Raw genomic sequence first — 21,704 nt, 5'->3', positions numbered from 1 at the left:
CCCGCAGCACAAGGATAGAGATGAACCAGCGCAAGGCTATTTATCTTGCTTTGATGGCCGTACTGTTATGGTCAACTGTGGCGACTGCGTTTAAATTAGCACTACGGGACTTGTCGCCGTTGCAGCTACTGACCATAGCCAGTATCACTAGTGTGGTTACCTTTGCGGCTATTTTAAGCATGCAAGGGCGTTGGCGAGAAACCTTGCGTTTAGGCCGACAACGTTGGTTATTCTATTTGGGCCTAGGGCTGATAAACCCAACAGCCTATTACTGGGTGTTATTTGCTGCCTACGACCAACTTCCTGCACAACAAGCACAAGCAATTAATTATACTTGGGCTATTACCATGAGCCTGCTTGCGGTGCCTTTCTTGCAACAACGTCTCACTCGCAAAGAACTGATTGCCATGCTATTGGCTTACGCTGGAGTCTTTCTAATTGCCACGGGTGGCCATTGGGATTTGCGTCAAACCAACTGGCTTGGCATCGGTTTAGCGTTAGCCAGCACCTTGTTGTGGGCTAGTTACTGGTTAATTAATACCAAAAATACCGATAAACCAGTACCAGCTTTATTTTGGTGTTTTGTGTTCGGTAGTCTATGGTTAGCCTTATTACATGTGGGCCAATGGTGGTGGCAACCGGCTACCAATAGTGTTGTTTGGCCTTGGTTTAGCACGGGCTTTTGGGCCGGAATATATGTCGGCTTATTTGAAATGGGAATAACCTTCTTCTTGTGGTTAACGGCCATGCGGTTAGCTACAAAAACCGCACAAATCTCAACTTTAATTTTTCTCAGCCCATTTGTTTCGTTAATATTAATTTACTTTGTGTTACACGAGACCATTCAATTGACCACGCTTATCGGCTTGTCGTTAATTTGTGTGGGACTTTATCGCTTACGGGAGAGCTAATGAATAGCGCGTTCACTGATGTACTCTTGTTACTCGCCATTGCGGTTGTACTAGTGTGGGCATTTCGGCGGATAAAATTGCCGGCTATCTTAGCTTACTTAGTGGCAGGGATTATAGCGGGACCAGACATCACAGGCTGGATCCATGATCCTGATGAATACCATTTTATTGCAGAGCTTGGAGTGGTGTTATTACTGTTCTCGTTAGGGCTTGAATTCTCGCTTCCCAAAATGATTGCTATGCGCAAGTTAGTGTTTGGCTTGGGCGCAGGGCAAGTAGTTCTGTGTACGGCCTTGTTTGCCATCGCTGCTTATTTATGGTTAGGGGATTGGGCTGCAGGTTTCGTGATTGGGGGAACCTTAGCTTTGTCTAGTACGGCAGTGGTTATTAAACAATTAGGTGAATCAGCCCAGTTAACCAGCCGCAAAGGCCAAATGACCGTCGCAGTATTATTGTTTCAAGATATTGCTGTGGTACCAATGCTTATTATTATTCCATTGCTGGCAGCAAATTCTGATGTGGCTATTTGGCAAAGTCTGGCGATTGCGCTGCTCAAAGGAGCCCTGGTTGTGGCAGTGCTGATGGCAATCGGTAAATGGTTACTGCCGCATGTATTTCGTGAAATTGCTAAGTTAAGAACAGATGAATTATTTGTTTTGGCTACGCTATTGGTGGCGCTAGTTGCTGGTGGAATGACTCAATTGTTTGGGCTGTCGATGGCACTGGGTGCCTTCTTAGCAGGTATGATGCTGGGTGAGAGTAAGTACAAACACCAGTTAGAGGCCGATATTCGACCGTTTCGCGATATTTTAATGGGGTTGTTTTTTACTACGGTAGGGATGCAACTCGATCTCCAAGTATTTGTGAATAACCTCCATTGGATTGCCCTAGGGGTTGTTGCCATTGGTTTAGTTAAACTACTGATTGTGCGTGGTATAGCTGGAGTAATGGGGGAACGAGCAGAAGATGCTTGGGGCTCTGGATTAATGCTGTTTCAGATGGGTGAGTTTGGCTTTGTGCTGGTATCGTTGGCGCTGACGTACCAACTTCTGCCTGCTGAATTAGCTTCGATGATTGTCGGGGTCGGGGTGTTTGGTATGGCACTAACACCACTGGCGATTCAACGTTGCAACTCGATTATTGCGCCATTGCTACCTAAGGCTTCAGCAGCTAATGAGACGTTACCGCTACAACCTAACGGCGATAGTAGCCGGGTGTTGGTGCTTGGATTTGGACGGGTAGGACAAACAGTCGCTCGGTTTCTAGCTACTGAAGGTATTGATTACTTAGCTATTGATCACGACGCTAAGCGAGTTCAAGAAGCTATTGCTGGCGGGGCTAAAGTCTTTTTTGGCAGTGCTAGCCGCCGCGATATCCTAAAAGCAGTTCATGCCGATGAAGCAGAATTAATTATTATCACTTTTGCTGAAGATGAGCGTGCCTTGGAAGTATTAAAGGCTCTTCGTGGCATGAATGAGCACGCAGAAATTATTGTAAGAAGTAGAGACGACGTTCGTCTACAAGCCATGATGGAAGCTGGTGCAACTCAAGTAGTGCCGGATACGTTGGAAGCAAGCTTGATGTTGGTATCACAAATATTGAGCCGCTCCGGCGTTCCTATCCGTAGAATTTTAACCAGGTTAGATCATGCTCGACGCAGCCATTACGGCGATATGCATGGCTTTTATCCTGGCGAAACTACGGATATGGATCCGGAAAAACTAGATCGTTTACAGTTTCTTCATGCAGTGGCTTTACCCGAACATTCGTATGCATGTGGCCAGCAATTAGCACAATTGCAGCTAGATGATTTAAACATCAAAGTAAAATCCGTACGCCGGGCTGAACAAGAGTTTACCGAGGTACATGGCGACTTCACCTTGCAGCAGGATGATGTGGTACTGCTGGCTGGTAGCCCAAGAGCGATTGAAGCAGGAGAAAGTTATTTATTAAATGGGTAAGTGTTAACAACTGCTAACACATTGTTACTAACAGCTTAATAAATGATGCTTCATACTATATAGGTCGATAATTTTTTAATACGGAAGCAACATTCCATGGCATTTAAAAAACGAGCGCTGTTACCCCCGCTGATTATCATCATCGCTATTTTGTTGTTAGTGGCTTTAAGTATGCTGCGCCCGCAGCCGCCGCAACGCTCTATGGAGCGTCCTGCGATATTGGTGGAGGTACTTGAAGCAAAACCTGAAACCATTAACTTTCAAGTGGCTGGGCAGGGCAATGTGATGCCCAAGCATATGACTAATATTGTCAGCCAAGTAAGTGGCCAAGTGGTTGAGGTTTCACCTAAGTTTGTCAATGGCGGCTTTTTTACCGCTGGCGAAGTGTTGATCAAGATAGACCCTGCCGATTACCAAGTAGCCTTACAAACAGCCCAAGCTAATTTAGCTCAAGCAAAAGCAGCTTTGGCAGAAGAAAGTGCACGTGCAAAAGTGGCTAAAGAAGAATGGGAATCGCTGCAAATGGGTGAAATTCCGGCACTAGGTATTCGTGAGCCGCAAGTAGCCAGTGCAGTAGCTGCCGTGCAATCAGCTGAAGCTGCGGTGGCAAAAGCCAAACGCGATTTAGAGCGGACCCAGATTAAAGCGCCTTTTGCAGGTATTATGCAAAATAAAGGGGTGGATATGGGGCAGTTCGTTAGCATGAACAGTCAAGTAGCTACGCTTTATGGTTCTGAAGTTGCTGAAATACGTGTTCCTCTGAGCGATCGCGATCTTGCTTACTTAGATTTACCTGAAGCTAACCATAGTGGCGCTTATCCCGAAGTTTTACTTACTAGTAATGTAGCTGGTGAAGAATTCAATTGGCGCGGTTCCTTGGTGCGAAGCGAAGGTATCTTAGATAGCAACAGCCGAGTGATTTATGGTGTGGTAGAAGTGCCAGATCCATACAATCAAAGTGGCAATAGTCATGCAACGCCTTTACGTTTTGGCCGTTTCGTACAGTTGAAAATTCAAGGTTTGTCGGCTGAACAGGTATTTGTGATACCGCGCCATGCCATGACTGTGAATGGCAAGATTTGGGTGGTTGATGACGAGCGACGGTTACAGTCGCGAACCGTTAATGTGCTACGTAGTGAAGAAAACTCGCTGATTATTAACGAAGGTTTAGAAACCGGCGACCGAGTCATGCTCACGCAGGTACCTAATGCTTTGCCAAGTATGAAAGTACGCTTAGCGGGTGACCCGTTACCGGCACAGCAAGAAGCCCCGGTGGCTGAAACTGCTCAGGTAAAGGAGTAACACCATGAGTAGTCATTATGATGTAGACCCCAAGAAGGGCTTTATTGCTTGGTGGGCGAATAATAGTGTCGCCGCCAACTTATTGATGGCGCTGATTATCATCACCGGCTTATTTATGGTGGGGCAAGTGCGCAAGCAAATGTTCCCCGAAATTGAACTCAATATAATTAGTGTACAAGTACCCTTTCCTGGTGCGGCTCCGCAAGAAGTAGAGCAAGGCGTATTGGTGCGTATTGAAGATGCCATCGAAGATGTTAACGGCATTGAGCGTGTCACCTCTACGGCCCGTGAAGGTAGTGGCTCGGTGTCGATTGAAGTTGAAAGTGGCTACGATGTGCAGGTGGTGATGGATGAGGTGAAAATGCTCATCGATGCCATTCCAAGCTTTCCTCAACAGATTGAAAAACCAAATATTTATCGTATTCGTCCGCAACGCCAAGTGATCTGGATGAGTATCTATGGTGCGATGGATGAATATTCTCAGAAAGAGTTAGCCAAATCGATTCGTGACGAGCTCAAAGATATTGGTGGTATCACCAAGGTTGAGGTAGTGGGTGCACGGGATTATGAAATATCGATTGAAATTTCTGAGGCTGATTTACAACGTTATAACTTAACCTTCCAAGATGTTGTACAGGCGGTTAGAGGCACCTCGATTGATGTGGCTGGGGGCTCAATTCGTACTCCCAATGGCGATATTCTATTACGTGCTAATAACCAAGCCTACGTGGGAGATGAGTTTGAGCGAATCACCCTAATTAATCGCCCCGATGGAACTCGCTTAACGCTTGGCGACATAGCTACCGTAAACGATGCTTTTATTGAAAGCAGACGTTTTACTCAATTCGATGGTGGCCCCGCAACCTTTATCCGGGTCGATTCAGTAGGTAATCAAAACGATTTAAAAATAGCTGAGGTGGTGCGCAACTACGCCGAACGTAAACAGAAAGAGTTACCACCCGATGTCAATATTACACACTGGGGAGATGCCTCTTATTACCTACAGGATCGTTTAGATCTGATGATTGGTAATATGATTTCTGGCGGCTTTTTGGTGTTCATTATGCTGTCACTGTTTTTGCAACTGCGTCTCGCTTTTTGGGTGATGATTGGCATTCCTTTGTGTTTTTTAGGTACCATCGCACTAATGCCGTTACCCATGTTCGATATTTCTATCAACATGATTTCGTTGTTCGGTTTTATCTTAGTGCTGGGGATAGTGGTGGATGACGCCATTGTCATAGGCGAAAGTGCCTATTCGGAAATAGAAGCCAATGGGAAATCGATTGATAACGTGGTGGTAGGAGCCAAGAAAGTAGCTATGCCTGCAACCTTCGGGGTGCTCACCACTATGGTCGCTTTTATTCCGATGTTGATGGTAGAAGGCGGGATGGGGGCTATTTGGGAATCCATCGCTTGGGTCGTTATTCTGTGTCTAGCGTTTTCGTTAGTCGAATCTAAGCTCATTTTGCCAGCTCACATTGCCCATATGAAGTTTTCTAAAACGGCGACAGACAAGCAAAATGGTTTTCAGCGGGTACGAAATAAGATCTCAAACGGCTTAAAAGTGTTTGTGGATAAATACTATCGCCCGTTTTTAGCCAAGTGCCTTCATTATCGCTACACCACCTTAGCTAGTTTTATTGCTATGTTTATTTTGGCGATTGGCCTGATCTCAGGTGGCGTGGTGCGCTGGGTATTCTTCCCGAATATTCCGGGCGATTTCATTCAAGCACAAGTGCAGATGCAACCTGGCTCGTCTGAAGAAGCTACCATCAGCGCTTTACAACAAGTTGAGCAGGCGCTGCGCGCAGTTGATGCTCGTGCCGAGGATGAAGGTGGCATGGCTCTTGTTAAACACGTCAATACTTGGATGTCGGGAACCACTGGTGGTACCGTCATGACCGAGTTGGTGAAGGGCGATGACATTAACATTGATGGCTTTAAGTTCATTAATGATTGGCGCCAACAGGTACCAGAAATTGCTGGAGTTAAATCACTCAACTTTCAAGGTAGTGTTGGCGGTGGCGGTGGTTTTGATGTGGAATTTCAGCTAACAGGCGAAAATCTACAAGACTTATCGGCGGCTGCAACCCTACTTAAGCAAGAGTTGGGGCAGTTTGATGGGGTGTTCGACATTGAAGACACCTTTGGTGAGGGCAACGACGAAATCATTCTCGAGTTAAAGCCACTTGCGACAGCTATGGGTATCAGTCTGCAAGAACTAGCAGGACAGGTGCGCTATGCTTTCTATGGTGCTGAAGCGCAACGGATTCAGCGGGGCGATGAGGAAGTTCGAGTCATGGTTCGTTATCCGTTAGATGAACGTCAGTCGGTGGGTAATTTAGAGGACATGAAACTGCGCACCGCTGATGGGTCGTTAATTCCGTTCACTGAATTAGCCAACGTACGTTTTGCTAAAGGCTACAACACTATTACACGTATCAACCGTGAGCGGTCTGTAAACGTTCGAGCTCGTGTCGATAAAGACCGTGTAGAGCCGTTTCAGATTGTACGCCAAGTGATGGCCGAAAAACTGCCTCCGATTTTAGATCAATACCCAAGTGTGGGGTATAAGCTAGAGGGGGCATCGCAAGATGAAGCCGAAGCAACTAATTCATTAGCAATTGGCTTTGCTCTAGCTCTATTTGCTATTTATGCCTTGATGGCAATTCCGTTGCGCTCATACAGTCAGCCGATGATCATCATGTCGGTGATTCCGTTTGGTATGGTCGGTGCGGTGGTGGGCCACTGGGTTATTGGCATGCCTATTTCGATTTTGAGCCTATTCGGTATCATTGCCTTGGCTGGGGTTGTGGTGAATGACTCCTTGGTTATGGTTGATTATGTGAACCGCGCGCGTGCGGATGGCGTGGCGTTGCGTAAGGCTGTTGCGGAAGCTGGCGCAGCGCGCTTCAGAGCGATTATCCTAACCTCGTTAACCACCTTCTTTGGTCTGTTACCTATTGTGTTAGAAACCAGTATGCAAGCTAAGCTGGTAATTCCAATGGCGATTTCATTGGCGTTCGGTATTTTGTTCGCTACCGTGATCACGCTTTTGTTAATTCCATGCTTGTACCTGATTCTTGATGATACCAAGCGTAACATGAGGACTATGTTGAGCTGGTATGGCTTGGCCAAACCACCGGCCCCAAAATCAGCACAACACAATAGTGTCACATAATGTTAAACTATTGGCCGTAAACTGATTCTTGTGCTGGCAACCGTTGTTGCCAGCACTTCAGCACAGGAAAGCCGGTCATGAACCTAGCGATTATTGATCTCGTCGCATTGTTGTTTTTTGTGTCGGTATGGGTAGGCTACACCCAGTTTGCCCGTATTCGCGCACGCAGTACCTATAGTCTTTCGCATATTCTGCGTCAACTCCGAGTTGACTGGATGCGCACCTTAACCCGTAAAGAACACCAAATCGCTGATGCGGCGCTGTTAGGTAATGTGGAGCGTACGGTGACTTTCTTTGCGTCCTCGACCGTACTGGTGTTGGCCGGTGTGCTGACTTTATTAGCATCCGCGGACAAGGTGGTTGAGGTGATGCAATCCATTCCCTTTACGGCGCCAACTGCGCCTGACAAAGTTCAGTTTAAGCTGGCAACGCTGTCGTTAATTTTTGTCTGGGCATTTTTTAAGTTCACTTGGTCGATTAGGCAATTTGGCTTTGTCTCAGTACTGCTTGGTGCCGCGCCACAATATCGCAGCACTGAGTTTACTGACGAGCAACGTGAAACCTTTGCCCGCCAGGCCGCTAAGGTTTTAGATCAAGCCGGACATGAATACAATAATGGGCTGCGTGCTTATTATTTTTCGTTAGCCTTTCTGTGTTGGTTTTTGCATCCCTACTTATTCATTGGGGCCACCACCGTGGTGATTTTTGTCTTGTACCGTCGCGAATATCGTTCACGCGTATTGCGGGCGTTATTAGCAACCAAAGGTTTAGAGCCAGGCCCCATTACGACAGATGGAGAATCATCGTGAGTTTTGACGTATTACGTTGGAGTGTGAGCGCCGCCTTAGCGGAGCGCCCAGATGCCCCGTTAGCAGCACTGTTTCAGGGGCCTGCGCAGGCGGATCCTATTCAGACCACTCAAACCCTAAGCAATGGCACTGACGTAGCCTTTTGGGATTATGGCGTGATTGCCGTGACCCCTCCAGCATCGGTAGCAGCAACTAAAGATGTGGTGATTTCTTGTGCGGTACATGGTGATGAAACCGCACCCATAGAAATGGTGCGGGATATGCTGCAGGATATCTTGTCTGAGCGTTTAGTGCCTAGCCAACGTGTCCTTTTTTTAATCGCCAACCCAGCGGCTATTTTGAATGATTCACGCTTTGTGGACGTTAATATGAACCGCTTATTCAGCGGTGCTCATAACCAAGGTGATACAGCCGAGCATCAACGTGCCAGCGATATTGAGCGTTACGTGAGTCAGTTTTTTAAACTAAAGCAACGTTATCACTACGATTTGCATACGGCTATCCGTGATTCAAAACATGAACAATTTGCGGTATATCCCTTTACCCATGGTGAGCCCTATAACAAACAGCAACTGACCTTCTTGGCAGAGTGTGGCGTGGATACCATTTTGCTTAATCGGGCGCCAACCACTACTTTTAGTTACTACAGTGTGCAGGCCCACAAGGCCCATGCGTTTACCGTGGAGTTAGGTAAGGTGCGTCCGTTTGGGCAGAACGATATGAGTAGATTTGCACAAGCTGATAGCGGTTTGCGTAAACTAATAAGTACAGAGGCGTTAGAACTCCCTGAATTTAGCCCGAGCCGACATCATGTTTATGACGTATGTAGAACCATTAATCGGCAAGCAGAACAGTTTGCTTTAAATTTTCCAGATAACGTAGCTAACTTTACTGAGTTTGCGCAGGGTCACCTGTTGGCTACCGATGGCGAGATAGAATACCGAGTGGAGCAGCCTGGCGAACGGATTATTTTTCCAAATGCGAACGTGGCGATTGGGCAACGGGCCTTACTTACCGTCGTTCCTATCGCTTTAGAGCAATTGAAACTGGTCTGATTTTGCAGTTTTCTGACGTCTCTTGTTTGCATGTCAGTTAACGTAAAGGTAAAGTGAGCGCAATTTTTCTTACAACGAGAAAGTTATGGCTAAAGATAATCAACATCAGTTAGATATTGTCACCCAACCGAAATTTATTGACGGTTCGGCGTTAACAATTCCAATGCTACAGATCTTGAAAGAAGATGGTAGCGTGCAAGCTGGGGCCGACGTGCCAGACATGAGCCAGGAACTAGCACTGAAGATTTTTGACACCATGCAGTTTATCCGCATTCTGGATGAGCGCATGATTGCAGCGCAACGCCAAGGACGTATCAGCTTCTATTTGTCGTCGCTAGGCGAAGAAGCTGCCAGCATTGGCTCGGCTGCGGCGCTGAGCGATAGCGATATGATCATGGGGCAATACCGTGAGCAGGGCGCGCTAGCGTTTCGAGGCTTTACTGTAGAGCAGTTTATGAATCAGCTGTTCTCGAACGAGCGAGACCTAGGCAAAGGGCGTCAGATGCCAGTGCATTATGGTACCGCCGCATTAAACTTTATGACCATTGCGTCCCCATTAGCCACTCAAATTCCACAGGCAACGGGTTATGCCTATGGCCAAAAAATGGATAAGAGCGGTAACTGCACCATTTGTTACTTTGGTGAAGGTGCTGCCTCAGAAGGTGATTTTCACGCTGCTTTAAACATGGCTGCCGTGTATAAAGTACCGGTTATCTTCTTCTGTCGTAACAATGGTTATGCGATTTCTACTCCGTCACAGGGCGAACAATATGCTGGCGATGGTATTGCACCGCGTGGTGTGGCCTATGGCATGAAGACCATCCGTGTGGATGGCAACGATTTGTTTGCGGTCTACCAAGCGACTAAGTTAGCGCGTGAACTAGCAGTTGAACACAACGAACCTGTGTTAATTGAGGGGATGAGCTATCGTATGGCCGGCCACTCAACGTCAGATGACCCAACCGGCTATCGTACTCGCGAAGAAGAGAACGCTTGGCGAGCGAAAGACCCGGTAGTGCGTTTCCAAAAATGGTTAGAGCAGCAGGGTTGGATCACTACCGAGCAGGCGCAGTCGAACTACGATGAGAAAAAAGCCGCGGTGTTGGCTGCATTGAAGGCTGCTGAAACTGTGCCAGTGCCGCATATCGATGAAATTATCGAAGATGTCTACGACACTCCTCCGAAACATTTGCAAGAGCAGCTAAAAGCGTTAAAAGCGCACATTCGCAAATACCCAGAGGCCTACCCAAAAACCGCATCGCGTATGGATGGAGGAGATAAGTAATGGCAAAAATGAACTTATTACAGGCCATTAATAATGCGCTTGATATTGCGATGGCTAGCAGCGATAAGGTTTACAGTTTTGGTGAAGATACCGGGGCCTTTGGTGGGGTATTCCGAGCTACTTCTGGCTTGACCGAGAAGTATGGCCGTCATCGCAACTTTAATACGCCGCTGGTGGAGCAAGGGATTATTGGTTTTGCCAACGGTCTTGCCTCGCAAGGCAGCTATGCCGTTGCTGAAATTCAGTTTGGTGATTATATTTTCCCAGCCTTTGACCAAATCGTGAACGAAGCGGCTAAGTTCCGCTATCGTTCAGGTAACGAGTTTAACGTGGGCGGTTTAACCATTCGTACGCCATACGGCGGCGGTATTGCCGGTGGTCATTACCATTCACAGTCTCCAGAAGCTTACTTTGCGCATACGCCGGGCCTGAAAATTGTCATGCCGCGTAATCCATACATGGCCAAAGGCTTATTACTGAGCGCTATTTTTGATCCAAACCCCGTCTTGTTCATGGAACCCAAACGGGTTTATCGTGCCTCTGTTGGCGAGGTGCCAGAAGAAGATTACCGGCTAGAATTAGGTAAAGCGGACGTTGTCAAAGAAGGTAAGGACATCACCCTGTTAGCTTGGGGTGCGCAAGTTGAAATGGCCGAGAAAGCTGCGGAAATGGCAGCTCAAGACGGTATTGATTGCGAAGTTATCGATTTGGTCAGCTTATTACCATGGGATGTTGACACAGTGGCAGCATCAGTGCGCAAAACCGGCCGGTTAGTGATCACCCAAGAGGCGCCTTTGACGGGTGGCTTTGCGAGTGAGGTAGCGGCCACGATTCAAGATCAGTGCTTCTTGTATTTGGAATCACCTATTGCGCGTGTATGTGGATTGGATACTCCTTATCCACTAAGCCATGAAAAAGAATACTTTGTCGATCACCTAAAAGTTTACGAAGCGATCAAAGCTTCGATGACCTATTAAGAGGCCCATGCTATGAGTAAAGATTTTATCTTACCAGACATCGGCGAAGGGATTGTCGAGTGCGAAATCGTTGAATGGTTGGTACAAGAAGGCGATAGCATCAAAGAAGATCAGCCGGTGGTTGATGTGATGACCGATAAAGCCTTGGTACAAATTCCTGCCAAAGAAGATGGCGTGGTGGCTAAGTTGTATTACGCCAAAGGTGATATTGCTAAGGTTCATGAACCATTGTTTGCCATTGCAGGCCATGCTGATAGCGAGTCAGCTAGTGCCGCTGAACCAGCGGCAGCAACAGAAGCACCAGAAGCAGCAGCATCTGCGACTGATAGCAGCAGCGTAACGGACTTTATTTTACCGGATATTGGTGAAGGTATTGTTGAGTGCGAAATCGTTGAATGGCAAGTGCAAGAGGGCGATGTCATTGAAGAAGATCAACCTGTGGTTGATGTGATGACAGATAAAGCTTTGGTACAAATTCCAGCGAAAGAATCAGGAGTGGTTGAGAAGCTTTATTATCAACAAGGTGATATTGCTAAGGTACATCAGCCCTTGTTTGCTATTCGAGTAGCGGGCGGCGCAGCTGCACCAGTAAGCGCAAAGGCAGTAACTGCAGCGACAGCTGAGCTTGGTACTTCAGAGCAAAGCACTTCAGAGCGCAGCACGACTGACAATAACGTGGCGGCACAACGTCCAGGCAAGGCTATCGCCAGCCCTGCTGTGCGACGTCGGGCCCGTGAGTTAGATATTGATATTAGCCAAGTGAAGGGCTCTGGCGCTAAAGGCCGAGTGCTTAAGCAAGATGTAGAGGCCTTTGCCCAAGGTACTGAAAATGCTGCTGCCAGTGCAACAGTAAATGCAACCGCACAGCCAACAGCAACGTCGAGTCAGGCTGTAGGTGGTAAGCGAGTAGAAGCTATTCGAGGCGTTAAAGCCGCAATGGCTAAACAAATGATGCGTTCAGTGAGTACTATTCCGCACTTTACTTATGCGGATGAGTTTGACCTAACTGCTGTCATGGCGCTGCAAAAACAGTTAAAAGAGCGCTACGCTGATCAGGGTGTTCGCATCACCATGATGCCGTTCTTCATTAAAGCTTTATCGCTGGCGTTAAAAGAGTTTCCGGTGATGAATGCCCAGGTCAACGATGACTGTACCGAAATCACTTATTTTGACGACCATAATATTGGCATGGCAGTAGATACTAAAATCGGTTTGCTAGTGCCTAATATTAAACAAGTGCAGAATAAGAGCATCATTGATATTGCTAACGAAGTAACTCGGTTAACCCAAGCCGCTCGTGAGGGCCGCGTCGCCCAAGAAGATATGAAAGGTGGAACTATTTCTATCTCAAATATCGGGGTGATTGGGGGCACAGTTGCAACGCCTATTATCAACAAGCCAGAAGCAGCAATTGTGGCCTTAGGTAAGGTGCAAGAATTGCCACGCTTTGATGCGCAAGGGCAAGTGGTTGCACGTAAAATCATGACGGCAAGTTGGTCAGGCGATCATCGTATTATCGATGGTGGAACTATTGCACGCTTTAATAAGCGTTGGCAGGAGTTTTTGGAAGATCCAACCAGCATGTTAGTGCATATGATCTAGCTGGTAGCGCCAGCTTACTCTAAAGACCCTTCCTAAAGGATAAGAGCCGGCCTAAAAGCCGGCTTTTTTTGGATAAAAATTAAACTAGTGTTAGCCAGGAAAGCTTGTGATAACTTATATTGGTTGTCAGCAATTAAAGATTTTGTCATCGTTGCCGATAACTCGTTATTAGATAATTAACCTTGTAACGGAATTCAAAAAAGGCGGACTATGGAATTTCCTGAGTCGATAAAGCAACAAACCTGCCGGGATTGTTTAAGCGGTAAAACGCTTGGTTTTGACATCAAAATGGCATTTCAGCCGATTGTAGACTGGCACAAGCAGGCTATTGTAGCTTATGAAGCTTTAGTGCGAGGTCCTGAAGGGCAAGGTGCTGGCTGGGTGTTTGAACGCATCAACGATGATAACCGCTATTACTTTGACCAAGCCTGTCGGGTTAAAGCTATTGAAACAGCTACACGCTTAGGGTGCCAAGCCTATCTTAATATTAATTTCTTACCTAATGCCGTTTATAGTCCCGAGACCTGTATTAAAGCGACGATAGAAGCCGCCGACTTGTATGGTTTTGATTTAACTAAGCTGGTGTTTGAAGTCACCGAAAGCGAACAGATCATCGATAAAAATCATTTGCAGCGAATTTTTAGTAGCTATTCTAAACGAGGCTTTAAAACGGCCATAGATGATTACGGTTCAGGCTATGCACGGATGGACTGGCTAGTGGATTTGCGGCCTGATATTCTAAAACTGGATATGCAGCTTATACGCGATATTGAGCAGCATCCGGACCAACAAAAAATGGTCAAACAAGTGGTGCAACAATGCCTGCTACAAGGGACACAAGTGTTGGCGGAAGGTATTGAAACACGAGGGGAACTCGATTGTATTTTAGCTTTAGGGATTCATTTGGTGCAGGGGTATTATTTTGCGAAACCAGAGCTGGAACATTTAGCTAGCGTGCCTTTTTCTAGTCTTTAACTTGTCGAGTTATTCTTCATGAATCCAGTTCAGTTTTCTGGTTGGCGCCTAGGTTTAAAGCTACTTAGCTTTGGCGTACTTGGCTTAGTTGCTATGGCCGGCGCGCATGGCGCTTCACTCAGTTCGACATCAACCTCACCATCGACACCATCAGCAGTGTTATTAGAGCAGCCCCTAACTGCTAGCGCTATTGCCGAAAAGGCACTGGGGCAGTATGCGGTGCGTACGTGGAACACCCGTAATGGGCTCCCCCATAACTCAGTCAATAAAATAGCCCAAGCTAAAGATGGCAGTATCTGGCTTGCCACGTGGGAAGGCCCGGTACGCTATAACGGCCAGACTTTTCAAATCTATGCTGACACCGCAGAAACTAAGATGCCCGAAGCAGGCGCTCTTGATGTATCTATGTCACCTAATCAGCAGTTGATTCAAGTAGCGGGAACTCGCGGTGCGGTCGTGCGATTTGATGGGCAACGTTGGGATTACGTCAAAGTTGGTGATGGCTATATTTTTGAAACCTTGATCGACCAGCAACAACACTTTTGGGCAGCCTCGACCGCAGGTGTTTATCAGGTAGATAGTAGTGGCCAAGGGCAACATAAATTGTATACCCAAACCGAAGGGCTACCAGCTGACTTTACCTTTCGTATTCACCAAGCCTCTCGTAGTTATCGCGAAAACGCCGGCGTATGGGCCGGAACGCGCTTAGGCCTCGCCTATTATCATGCTGCTACTGACAGCTTTGTCCAAGAGCCAAGTGTACCGGCTACTCAGGTGCGAGCCATGCTAACTTTGGCCAATGGGACGTTAGTGGTGGCAACCGATGAGGGCGTCTTTTTTCAACGTGCCTTAGGTGAGTCGTTTCAACCTTGGCCCGTGCCGATTAAAGATCGCGTCACCAGTTTAGTTGAAGGACCCAATGGTTGCCTTTGGGTAGGTACCTTTACGCAGGGTTTAGGCAGGTTTTGTCTTAATTCTGAGCAGTGGTTATCGGTAGAAGATGGCTTACCGAACTCACACATCAACGATCTTTTTAAAGATCGAGATAATAATCTATGGATTGCTAGCCATGGTGGCTTGGTGCAGTTGCGCAATACTTTGTTCAGCAGCTATACCCAAACTGATGGTATCAAGGGTAATAATGTTCGCGCTATTGCCGAAGATGCGCAGGGGGCGATTTGGATTGGTACCAATGACGGTATCAGTCGGCAGCAGGGCGACCGCTTTGTCGCTGTTGCGGGGCAATCAGATACCAACAAAGTTTCAGTGTTAAGCCTGGCGCGTGGTTCGGAACAGTTGATGTATGTTGGTTCTTATACCAGCGGTTTGTTGCAATTAAGCCAGCAAGGATTGAGTGCCAGCTTAACGGCAGCAAATGGGCTTGATAGCAACGAAGTTAGAATCGTTAAGGTGTTACCTAGTGGACATCTGTTGTTGGGCACCCCAGAAGGACTCAAGTTAGTTGCCGCAGAGTTCGGCAAGTTAACTGTCTTGGATAGTTTAAATTCGGCGAACGGTTTGCCAGGTGATTTTATCTCATCTATTACCATCGACCCTAACGGTGGAATTTGGCTGGGTTCAACGCTCACACTCATGTATTTACGCCCACAGGTGGCCGATCCACTGGCCCAGCTAGCGACTACGCCATCGTTTAATTTGTGGCAGCCCGAGGCAGTAGATCTACCAGCTTTTACTGGTGCGCGTAACGTCTTTGCTGGCGTGGTCCACCAACAACGTTTATGGTTCGCGACAGATCATGGTTTAATCACGCGCCCTTTAGCGAGTGACGACTGGCGCTGGTTGTCGCGTCGTGATGGGCTGCCTTTTGATAAGGCTTTTTCGATTAACTTTGATAGTAACCATCATCTTTGGTTAGGGAGTTCTCAGGGGATCGCACGCTTAAGCCGCCAGACCCTTGATGGTTGGTTGAATAGACGTATCACCAACATAAGTTACCAGCGCTTTTCAGAAGCTGATGGCATGGTTACGCGGCAACTGACTACCGGTGGGCCTGCCTCTTTAGTGAGTGACACCAATCAGTTGTGGTTTGCCTCTGCACTTGGTGTGATTGCTGTAAATCCAGCCCAGGCGCAAGCGAATGATGCTGAGGATAATAAGCCTGAGCCTGTATTGCTAGAAGCTATTAACGCAGATAAGCAACTGCTGCTAGCGCCGCAATACGATGCAGCGCAGTCTGTGGACGACCTACAATTAACCCCAACCACGAAGCGTATTACCTTTTCTTACGTCAGCATGACCTATGCTATGCCGGAGCAGTTAGAATATCAAACGCGCTTGGTTGGTTTTGATGATGACTGGATAAATCGTGGCAGCGCTACCGCAGTGGAATACACCTCGTTACCTCCGGGTAATTATCGCTTTGAGGTTCGTGCACGCTATCTAGGTGGGCAATGGAATGAACCCACGGGTATCAAGTTTAGCCAACAAGGGCGATTCTTTGATCAACGTAATGTGTGGTACGCATTGGTGGTACTGGCATTACTACTTGGTGGGTTATTAGGCTGGCGCTTGACCAGCAAGCGCTGAAGCTTGCTGGTTCATCAAGCTACTTATCGATTGGCAACCATACGACGCACTAGCCCGGGAGCAAAGCGTTGTAACCATGGCGCCAGTTTGGATACGCCTGAGCCCACCACCACCTCAGCTTGTTGCTTAGCGATGGCCGCTAACGAGCGTTTGGCACATTCTGCTGCTGAAATGCCCCCAGCATTATCAGGGTCAGCATGACCCAACGCTGAGCCGTCACCAGTAAGGGAATTGTGCGCCACTTGGGTGTTGATAAAACCAGGTAAAATAGAAGTGACCACCAAACCATGGCTGGTCATTTCAGCCCTTAACGAGTCCATAAAGCCAATCACCCCAAACTTAGCACCATTATAACCACTGCGGAGTTTGGTTCCGACTTTGCCGGCAACGCTAGATACCGTAACTATGTGTCCAGCGCGCCGTTCCACCATCCGCGGTAACACCAATTTGGTTAGCGCAATCACGGCAAAATAGTCAATTTCCATTAATTGCCGATAGACTTTTAAGTCGGTGTCTAGAATCAACGAACGTTGCGAAACACCGGCATTATTGATGAGGATATCGATAACTTGATCACCCAAGGCCGCCTGTGCTTGTGCCGCCGCATGCTCCGGCTGATTCAAATCAAGAGCTAAGATTTGGTGGCGCTCTGGATGAGCAAGTTGTTGCCGTACTTGCTCTAATACCTCAGCGCGACGCGAGGTTAGGATTAAATGAGCCCCAGCGTCGGCTAGCTGTTCAGCCATGGCTAAGCCGATGCCTGAGGAGGCACCGGTTAGCCACACGGTTTTACCTTGAAAGTAACTCATACCTGTTAGCCTGCAGGGTAAATGTAGTTAGCTTGAATACCTAGTGGGAAACCAATCATCCAGTAAATGATTAAGAAGGCGGACCACAGGATCAACAAAGTAAAGGTAAAGGGTAGCATCATAGCTACTAATGAACCGATACCAGTACCCTTCACATAGCGCTGACAATACAACACCACTAACGGGAAGTAAGGCAATAACGGGGTAATAATATTACTAACCGAGTCACCTACACGATAGGCAGCCTGAGTTAAATCAGGTGAGTAACCTAATTGCATCAGCATAGGTACAAAAATCGGTGATAACAGCGCCCACTTCGCAGACGATGAGCCCAAGAATAGATTGATAAATGCTACCAGCATGATCAAGCCAACCATGGTGACTCCACCAGATAACTGCAGTGAACTTAAGAACTGGGCACCTTTGATAGAGAGCAGAGTTCCTAGGTTAGAATCGCCAAAGGCTTTAATGAATAACGCACAGAAGAATGCCATGACCATGTAGTAGGCCATGTCTTCCATCGATTTACTCATGGCTTTAATGACATCTTGTGAGTTTTTAAAGTTACCTGAGATATAGCCGTGTACTATGCCTGGTACGATAAAGAGCAAGAAAATCAACGGGACTATCATTTGCATCAGCGGTGCCGCAAAAGATGCTAACTCGCCAGTTGGATCTGCTAATGGAGTATTTTCTGCCGTGGCGGCAAAGAATAGGGCAACTAAGCCCAAAACCATGGTCAAGGTAGCAGCATAAAAAGCTTTACGGTCACGAGGCGTAACATCGTCTAGCACTGGCATATCTTCTTGATCACCATCAATTGTGGCGGTCTTCTTTAACCGTGGTTCAATCACTTTATCGGTTAAAAACCAACCCACAGCAACCACCACCAGCGATGATGCAGCGGTAAAGAAGTAGTTATTGAGCGGATTTAACTGAATAGAAGGGTCGTAAATTTGCGCAGCCGCTAAGGTATATCCCTGCAAGAGCGGATCGATAGCGGAAGGTACAAAGTTTGCGCTAAAGCCACCGGATACCCCGGCAAAAGCTGCTGCAATACCAGCAAGAGGATGGCGTCCTGCAGCGTAGAAAATCACCCCGCCTAACGGAATAACCAACACATAACCGGCATCTACGGCGGTATGGCTGACAATTGCAATAAGAATGAGGACCGGCGTGAGCAGCATTTTTGGCGTGACATTAAGCATCAGTTTAATGGCTACGTTAATAAAACCACTGCGCTCAGCTACACCCACCCCAAGCATCGCAACCAAAACGACGCCTAAGGGCGCAAAACCCATAAAGGTATTGACCATGTTGGCGAGGAAGTCAGCCATTTTGTCGCCCGCCAGCAAGTTTGTGATTTCCACATTATTGCCCGTAAGCGGGTGGATAGCATTAAAGTTAATGCCAGCGAGCAGGTAACTGAGTACCCACACAATCACCAATAAGCCAAAAAACATGACGGCAGGATCAGGTAGTTTATTACCTACCCGTTCAACTTTGTCGAGAATGCGATTAAGCAAGGTAGACGATTCTTGCGAACCAGACATGAGAAAACCCCTTGTTGTATTGTTATTATGATTAAGACGAAAGTATCATACCCCATGTTCCTTCAACAACAAGATGAAAGTTATGATTTGTGGTACTGATGAGGCAGGGCGCGGCCCTATTGCCGGGCCTGTGGTGGCAGCAGCGGTTATTTTAGACCCTGCCAAGCCGATTGTGGGCATTAATGATTCGAAAAAGCTCTCGGAAAAAAAACGTGCAGCTTTGAGTCTCGAGATCAAAGAAAAAGCTTTGTATTGGGCGATAGCGCAATGTAGTGCTAGTGAAATTGATGACCTTAACATTTTGCAGGCTTCGCTGTTGGCGATGCAACGAGCCGTGGCAGGGCTGCCAGTTGCGCCAAGTATGGTGTTAGTGGATGGCAACCATGTACCGCAGCTACAGGTGCCAGCCCAGGCAGTGATTGGTGGGGATGGCTTACATGAATGTATTGGCGCTGCTTCGATTTTGGCCAAAGTAGAGCGCGACCGACAAATGTTGGAGTGGCACCAGCAGTTTCCTCACTATGATTTTGCCAAACATAAGGGCTACCCAACCCCTGCACATCTGGCAATCTTGCGTGAACAGGGGGCCTGCGTCATCCACCGTCGCAGCTTTGCGCCAGTAAAGCGCGTTTTGGGTAGTGTTAGTTAGACAAAATCTTACATTAAAAGAAATGCTTATAAAAAATCTATCGGCTTTTATTTACACAATACTAACACTTGACTATGTTTAATTTAGCTTTAGTAGACCTAGCGGTAGTAGCAGCCCCAGACGGGCAAGTTTGTACGATTGATCCTGAACAAGTGACCTTTGCCGGGGAGGACATCACCGATTTAGCCTTAACCTGTGAAGACGAGGTGGTAGCTCCAACCTTTGCCATGCAATGTACAGTTGCTGGTAATAGTCGTGAACTAACGCTCAACTACAGCATTAATGGAGAAGCCTACAGTCAAGCGCTTACTACCGGAGATGTGCAGTTAGAGCAGCCGGTCAGCCCAGGTGATCAGGTGCAATTAAGTGTGGATGAATTAGTTGGCCATACCTGTAGTGTTACGCCAGCGGAATTTACTGTAGGTGAAACAGCGCCTTCCATAGAGGTAACTTGTTCAACCTTTGGCTCTGTCTCCGTGTTGGTCACCGACTATCAAACAGCGATGCCAATTGCTGATGCTTCGGTAGAAGCTTATGTATTCAGCGGCGAGGCTGGTGCTGTAATTGAAGACGATAGCGCCTATTTGTTACTCGACAATGTGCAAACGAACAGCGAAGGACGAGTTACTATAAGTGGTGTCGGCTACCAAGAGCGCCTCGTGTTACGCGCTGTTGCTGATGGTTTTGCTAGCCGTTCAGATGTAGCGCGCACCAGTACGGAAAACCCTATTACCAGTACCTCGGTAGCGATGATAGCTGTGGATGCTCAAGTTAATTTTGACGCCGCCGCAGCTACCATGGTAACGGTTACTGATTCACCGATGGCGGTTGATTTGCCAGCTAATGCGTTTGTTAATGCTGCCGGTGAAGTGGTGACCGGCGAGGTGACGGCGAAGTTGACTAATATCGATGCTTCATCGGATCCAGACATCATGCCCGGCGAGTATGAAGCCTATGATCCAGAGCAAGATGTGGTGCAACTGATTGAGTCGTTTGGTGCTATTGACGCTAGTTTTTCTGATAGCAGTGGCGGGGCCATTAACCTTGCTGAAGGTACCCAAGCAACTATCCGCATCCCACTAGCGCAACGGGCGACATCACCGCCGGCAACGATTCCGCTTATTCATTTCAATGAAGTGACTGGTATCTGGGAAGTTGAAGGCGAAGCAACCTTGCAAACCGATAGCAGCAGCGGCGCTCAGTATTATGAAGGTGTGGTTGGACATTTCTCCACCTGGAATGCAGATGTGTTGTTTGATTCGATTCGAGTGAATGGTTGTGTTTTTGAAGAAGATGGTGTGACACCGCGTCGCAACGTTCGGATCCGTGCGGAAGGGGTGAATTATATCGGTCGCTCTTCGGCTTATACCAATGGCGAAGGAGATTATTCGATTCGGGTACGGCCCAATAGTCAGATCCTTATCTCAGTGGATGACGCCAGTGGCATCAGTACCACCTTTCCGTTAGTTACTGGTAGTGAAGATATGACCTTGCCAGAGTGCGTGGTCGCAGTGCCAGGAGCCATGCGTGTTACTTTAACTTGGGGCGAAAATCCACGCGATTTAGACACCCATTTTATGGGACCTACCGTGCCGAATGGCGAGGCCAGCACTGAACGTTTCCGAATCTACTACAGCAATAGCAATCAAACCGTCAATGGTGTCACCATAGATTTAGATGTTGATGATACTTCAAGTTACGGGCCTGAAGTTACTACGGTACCAGCTTTCCCGTATCCTGGTATTTATCGCTATGCCGTGCATCATTACAGCGGCAGTGGCAGTGTGTTCCAATCGCCTACGCGGGTAGAACTACAGGTGAACGGTGAGAACTACGCTTTCGCACCCAGCCAAGATGAAGATACCGATGGTACTAATGATACCTGGATCGCGTTTGATATAGAGGTTGCTGAGGATGGCAGCGTTAGCGTGATTCGAGTGGATCAGTATGTACCTCGTGCTAACTCAGATATTGGCAATGATGGTGCTAATAGCATGATGTTGTTTCCTGAAAAGTCAGTAGACTAAGCGCTATTCTTTAGCACACAGAAAAGCCCGCATGCAGCCATAGTGGTGTATGCGGGCT

15 protein-coding genes are annotated in these 21,704 nt (G+C 47.4%); 13 read left to right on the top strand and 2 right to left on the bottom strand.

Annotated features, from left to right (window positions below; all coding sequences use genetic code 11):
* Nucleotides 1-20 precede the first annotated feature (20 nt).
* The 11 genes from ACQ661_RS02445 to ACQ661_RS02395 all read left to right on the top strand — a co-directional run bounded on the left by ACQ661_RS02445 (nt 21) and on the right by ACQ661_RS02395 (nt 16,608).
* On the top strand, nt 21-911 hold the full coding sequence (locus tag ACQ661_RS02445) for a DMT family transporter (RefSeq protein ID WP_313932125.1): 891 nt from the start codon (nt 21-23) through the stop codon (nt 909-911).
* Nucleotides 911-2,872: a monovalent cation:proton antiporter-2 (CPA2) family protein gene (locus tag ACQ661_RS02440; protein WP_313932126.1), complete on the top strand. Its 1,962-nt coding sequence runs from the start codon at nt 911-913 to the stop codon at nt 2,870-2,872. The genes ACQ661_RS02445 and ACQ661_RS02440 overlap by 1 nt, the downstream gene beginning before the upstream one ends.
* Before the next feature lie 96 nt (nt 2,873-2,968).
* On the top strand, nt 2,969-4,174 hold the full coding sequence (locus ACQ661_RS02435; protein WP_313932127.1) for an efflux RND transporter periplasmic adaptor subunit: 1,206 nt from the start codon (nt 2,969-2,971) through the stop codon (nt 4,172-4,174).
* 4 nt (nt 4,175-4,178) lie between these two features.
* Complete coding sequence (locus tag ACQ661_RS02430) at nt 4,179-7,358, top strand: efflux RND transporter permease subunit (protein ID WP_110075422.1); 3,180 nt, start codon at nt 4,179-4,181, stop codon at nt 7,356-7,358.
* Between the two features lie 77 nt (nt 7,359-7,435).
* On the top strand, nt 7,436-8,167 hold the full coding sequence (locus ACQ661_RS02425) for a DUF599 domain-containing protein (RefSeq protein WP_110075421.1): 732 nt from the start codon (nt 7,436-7,438) through the stop codon (nt 8,165-8,167).
* Entirely contained in the window at nt 8,164-9,222 is a 1,059-nt protein-coding gene (gene astE, locus ACQ661_RS02420; RefSeq protein WP_431667506.1) for a succinylglutamate desuccinylase, read from the top strand. The genes ACQ661_RS02425 and astE overlap by 4 nt, the downstream gene beginning before the upstream one ends.
* An 85-nt stretch (nt 9,223-9,307) precedes the next feature.
* Entirely contained in the window at nt 9,308-10,507 is a 1,200-nt protein-coding gene (locus ACQ661_RS02415; protein ID WP_369742471.1) for a thiamine pyrophosphate-dependent dehydrogenase E1 component subunit alpha, read from the top strand.
* The gene (locus ACQ661_RS02410) at nt 10,507-11,484 is read left to right on the top strand and encodes an alpha-ketoacid dehydrogenase subunit beta (protein ID WP_110075419.1); all 978 of its coding nucleotides are present in this window, start codon (nt 10,507-10,509) and stop codon (nt 11,482-11,484) included. Before ACQ661_RS02415 ends, ACQ661_RS02410 begins: the two co-directional genes overlap by 1 nt.
* 12 nt (nt 11,485-11,496) lie before the next feature.
* On the top strand, nt 11,497-13,086 hold the full coding sequence (locus ACQ661_RS02405) for a dihydrolipoyllysine-residue acetyltransferase (protein WP_110075418.1): 1,590 nt from the start codon (nt 11,497-11,499) through the stop codon (nt 13,084-13,086).
* Between the two features lie 210 nt (nt 13,087-13,296).
* Nucleotides 13,297-14,061: an EAL domain-containing protein gene (locus ACQ661_RS02400; RefSeq protein WP_431667503.1), complete on the top strand. Its 765-nt coding sequence runs from the start codon at nt 13,297-13,299 to the stop codon at nt 14,059-14,061.
* Nucleotides 14,062-14,079: 18 nt separating this feature from the next.
* A complete protein-coding gene (locus tag ACQ661_RS02395; RefSeq protein WP_431667501.1) occupies nt 14,080-16,608 on the top strand; it encodes a ligand-binding sensor domain-containing protein in 2,529 nt (842 codons plus the stop codon).
* 23 nt (nt 16,609-16,631) lie between these two features.
* On the opposite strand, the gene ACQ661_RS02390 is transcribed toward ACQ661_RS02395, so the two are convergent.
* A complete protein-coding gene (locus ACQ661_RS02390; protein ID WP_369742467.1) occupies nt 16,632-17,417 on the bottom strand; it encodes an SDR family oxidoreductase in 786 nt (261 codons plus the stop codon).
* Nucleotides 17,418-17,422: 5 nt separating this feature from the next.
* Nucleotides 17,423-18,970 carry an AbgT family transporter gene (locus ACQ661_RS02385; RefSeq protein ID WP_431667500.1) on the bottom strand — a complete coding sequence of 516 codons (1,548 nt, stop codon included), beginning with the start codon at nt 18,968-18,970 and terminating at the stop codon, nt 17,423-17,425.
* 73 nt (nt 18,971-19,043) lie between these two features.
* On the opposite strand from ACQ661_RS02385, the gene rnhB reads away from it, so the two are divergent.
* Together rnhB and ACQ661_RS02375 are read left to right on the top strand one after the other, a co-directional pair.
* Nucleotides 19,044-19,619 carry a ribonuclease HII gene (gene rnhB / locus ACQ661_RS02380; protein ID WP_257119957.1) on the top strand — a complete coding sequence of 192 codons (576 nt, stop codon included), beginning with the start codon at nt 19,044-19,046 and terminating at the stop codon, nt 19,617-19,619.
* Nucleotides 19,620-19,693: 74 nt separating this feature from the next.
* Complete coding sequence (locus tag ACQ661_RS02375) at nt 19,694-21,646, top strand: YfaP family protein (RefSeq protein WP_431667498.1); 1,953 nt, start codon at nt 19,694-19,696, stop codon at nt 21,644-21,646.
* Nucleotides 21,647-21,704: the final 58 nt, after the last annotated feature.

It is taken from the genome of Pseudidiomarina sp. WS423, from assembly GCF_050750165.1.
GTDB lineage: Bacteria > Pseudomonadota > Gammaproteobacteria > Enterobacterales > Alteromonadaceae > Pseudidiomarina > Pseudidiomarina fusca.
This window is presented reverse-complemented; position numbering and strand designations above follow the sequence as displayed.

Bases quoted from the DNA above. Each gene is read 5' to 3' on its own strand.
- ACQ661_RS02445 (WP_313932125.1), top strand. From the start codon at position 21: ATGAACCAGCGCAAGGCTATTTATCTTGCTTTGATGGCCGTACTGTTA.
- rnhB (WP_257119957.1), top strand. From the start codon at position 19,044: ATGAAAGTTATGATTTGTGGTACTGATGAGGCAGGGCGCGGCCCTATT.
- ACQ661_RS02410 (WP_110075419.1), top strand. From the start codon at position 10,507: ATGGCAAAAATGAACTTATTACAGGCCATTAATAATGCGCTTGATATT.
- ACQ661_RS02425 (WP_110075421.1), top strand. From the start codon at position 7,436: ATGAACCTAGCGATTATTGATCTCGTCGCATTGTTGTTTTTTGTGTCG.
- ACQ661_RS02415 (WP_369742471.1), top strand. From the start codon at position 9,308: ATGGCTAAAGATAATCAACATCAGTTAGATATTGTCACCCAACCGAAA.
- ACQ661_RS02375 (WP_431667498.1), top strand. From the start codon at position 19,694: ATGTTTAATTTAGCTTTAGTAGACCTAGCGGTAGTAGCAGCCCCAGAC.
- ACQ661_RS02400 (WP_431667503.1), top strand. From the start codon at position 13,297: ATGGAATTTCCTGAGTCGATAAAGCAACAAACCTGCCGGGATTGTTTA.
- ACQ661_RS02385 (WP_431667500.1), bottom strand. From the start codon at position 18,970: ATGTCTGGTTCGCAAGAATCGTCTACCTTGCTTAATCGCATTCTCGAC.
- ACQ661_RS02395 (WP_431667501.1), top strand. From the start codon at position 14,080: ATGAATCCAGTTCAGTTTTCTGGTTGGCGCCTAGGTTTAAAGCTACTT.
- ACQ661_RS02440 (WP_313932126.1), top strand. From the start codon at position 911: ATGAATAGCGCGTTCACTGATGTACTCTTGTTACTCGCCATTGCGGTT.
- ACQ661_RS02430 (WP_110075422.1), top strand. From the start codon at position 4,179: ATGAGTAGTCATTATGATGTAGACCCCAAGAAGGGCTTTATTGCTTGG.
- ACQ661_RS02435 (WP_313932127.1), top strand. From the start codon at position 2,969: ATGGCATTTAAAAAACGAGCGCTGTTACCCCCGCTGATTATCATCATC.
- ACQ661_RS02405 (WP_110075418.1), top strand. From the start codon at position 11,497: ATGAGTAAAGATTTTATCTTACCAGACATCGGCGAAGGGATTGTCGAG.
- ACQ661_RS02390 (WP_369742467.1), bottom strand. From the start codon at position 17,417: ATGAGTTACTTTCAAGGTAAAACCGTGTGGCTAACCGGTGCCTCCTCA.